This is a genomic window from Candidatus Cardinium hertigii (genome assembly GCF_003788695.1).
In genome coordinates, this window is the sequence record NZ_RARA01000025.1 from 1 (window position 1) to 2,678 (window position 2,678).

The 2,678-nt window shown below is 34.8% G+C and carries 2 protein-coding genes; one reads left to right on the forward strand and one right to left on the reverse strand.

Features of this window, described 5'->3' with window-relative positions:
• Positions 1 to 1,139 (reverse strand): ankyrin repeat domain-containing protein (locus EDM02_RS03180; protein ID WP_148053560.1); only part of this gene is annotated, 1,139 nt, incomplete at its 3' end.
• A 776-nt stretch (positions 1,140 to 1,915) separates the two neighbouring features.
• Here EDM02_RS03180 and EDM02_RS03190 point away from each other — a divergent pair.
• Positions 1,916 to 2,485 carry an IS66 family transposase gene (locus EDM02_RS03190; RefSeq protein WP_123663050.1) on the forward strand — a complete coding sequence of 190 codons (570 nt, stop codon included), beginning with the start codon at positions 1,916 to 1,918 and terminating at the stop codon, positions 2,483 to 2,485.
• Positions 2,486 to 2,678 lie beyond the last annotated feature (193 nt).

Below are 2,678 nucleotides of genomic sequence, written 5' to 3' on the forward strand. Positions count from 1 at the left end.
AACAATATAAATGGCAGATAACCATCCTCAATTTTATTAAAACGTACACGGGTCCGTTCTACATTGATCTTAACTGCGTGTACAGCCCTATCTTGAGGATCACATTTATAGTCCCAAAATGCGTTGATTTTTATTAAAGGATTTCCACGTCCATAGCCACTTACCATTATATTTTTACCCCACATGGAAACATTAAATGCATAACTATTTAGCTCCTTGACAAGGTCATAGCACTTACCAAATGATACACCATCTCGTATCAAATTTATTTCCTCCGCTAGATCCTCATCAAGGGGAAAATTATTCTCGTTATTTACGGATAAATATTTTCCTACATAAATACCCAATACAGTATATGCTGGAATGTATTCTTTTGCTATCAGCTTATCTTGACCATGTAATAGCACACGTGAATCTTCAGGACCTACTTTTTGAATTTCCACCAAATCATCTCTATAAGTTTTCTCCTTACTTAAGAAAAATTTATTATAAAAATAATCAAACTCTTTATTCAGCCAATCGTACTTCTCACCTTTTAGCTCTTCATACCTAGCTTTAGACGTATTATTTGAACGGTAATGAAAACGCAACGTATTTTGATTTTTATTAAAAGCAGGTCCCTTACTTTTTAGAACAGCTAATTTTTTTTGTACGTTATCTCCTAACACAATACGGGCTTCTGGATCTACCATATTCAATGATTCTGGTGATTCTAGTGATTCTGGTTCTGTTTTTATTTCAGGCATTATTACGTCCGTATTGTTAGCACTTTCTGCTGCCCCGTTATTTAATAATAGTTCTACGCAAGCTTTTTTCCCACCACTGGCAGCATAATCCAAAGCAGTATAACCAGAAAGATCTTTCTCATTTATAAGCGTTGGATCTTGTTCTAAACAAGCCTTGGCACATGCTTTATGGCCCTTTTTTGCTGCTGAAAATAAAGAAGAACAACAGCTAGCAACCTCCGCCTCTGCTACTAATTGCTGAACAGTTTTATTGGGCTGCAGGACAGGAAACATCATTTGATATTGATTGGCACAACTGCATATAAAATACGCCATATAACACCAAAAAATAGATTTAATTATTTTTCTTATATATTGATCAAACATGGCTATTACAAATTTTTTACTATTCATTTTATTTATTTAATTAGAGTTAATTATGTTTTACATAAGTCATATGCATTTTTATGGGCGTTATTAACACAAATAATGCATCAAAATTTGCAATCCATTAAACCAATTATGTTATATTTCTTTATATAAAAGCTTTTTACGTTTTGCTAATTTAAGATATATTTTTTAATATATTGACATGCATTACTTGAATAGAGCTCAAAAATATACAGCATAGAAAAATAGTATCCGTTCAGTGGAGTGGCTTAAATCGTTTAGTAGCTCTATTGTAAAATATAATTATTAATATTAAGTTAGGTTTAGATTTTTCCCATAAACCTTTACCTTAGATGGAATTAAACATAGAAATTATTCCCTATTTACTAAGTCAGGTTCAGATCTTAGACGCTAAGATTGCGTTATTAGAATCTGAAAACAAGGCGTTGCGTTTAGAGAATGCCAACCTAAAAGAAAAACTTGGTTTAAATACTAAGAATTCCTCTATATCCAGTTCAAAAGAATTGTACAAATCCAAGAAACGTCCTAGTCATAAGAGTGGACGTAAGCCAGGTGGCCAACCAGGGCATACAGGTGCTACGCGCTCTAAGATGGTAGCTGATTCAATCGTAGCAGTTCCCCTGGATANNNCGCCGTACTGCTGATCTTCCCCCTAACGTTACGTCAGACATATTTGGTCCAAGAACAAAATCAGTTATTACAGCTTTAACAGGCTTTTACAAAAATTCTAAGCGGGAAGTAGCCGATATCTTNNNCATACAGGTGCTACGCGCTCTAAGATGGTAGCTGATTCAATCGTAGCAGTTCCGCTGGATAATTTGTCCTGTAGTTGTGGAGGGGATATAAGATGCTCTAAAACACCTACTGTGCATCAAAAGGTAGATTTACCAGATATTAAACCTTACGTAATAGATTATCATCTCCAAAATGGGCGTTGTAAAAAATGCGGTAAACGCCGTACTGCTGATCTTCCACCTAACGTTACGTCAGACATATTTGGCCCAAGAACAAAATCAGTTATTACAGCTTTAACAGGCTTTTACAAAAATTCTAAGCGGGAAGTAGCCGATATCTTAAAAGATATATGTAATCTTCCTATTAGTCTTGGCACTATATCTAATAGTGAAGGAAAGGTATCCTCGAAATGTGCTGCGTCGTATCAAACTATAGTGCAGAAAGTTAGCCAAAGCAACTTGTTACATATAGACGAAACAAGCCATTATACTAAGGGTAAGCTTGGCTGGTGTTGGCTATTTACTAATCAAGTAGGTAGCGTCCTTAAGCTTACGCCTTCTAGAGGTATGTATGTTTTAAAAAACAGTGCATTTGCAGGNCTATTAAAAACTTAGGAGAAAGTTTAAAACAAGTGGCAACTGACTTGTTTGGGTTAACCAAAGCTTGGTTAAATAAAAAATTTGATTTGCGTTTCTTTTTAAAACGTGCTAGAAAATTACGTAAACGAACGGGGTATTATTTAAGAGGTATTTTACCTATTCCTGATGCGCCGCATGCGGTACGTGTAGCTAAAAATATATTAAAAAT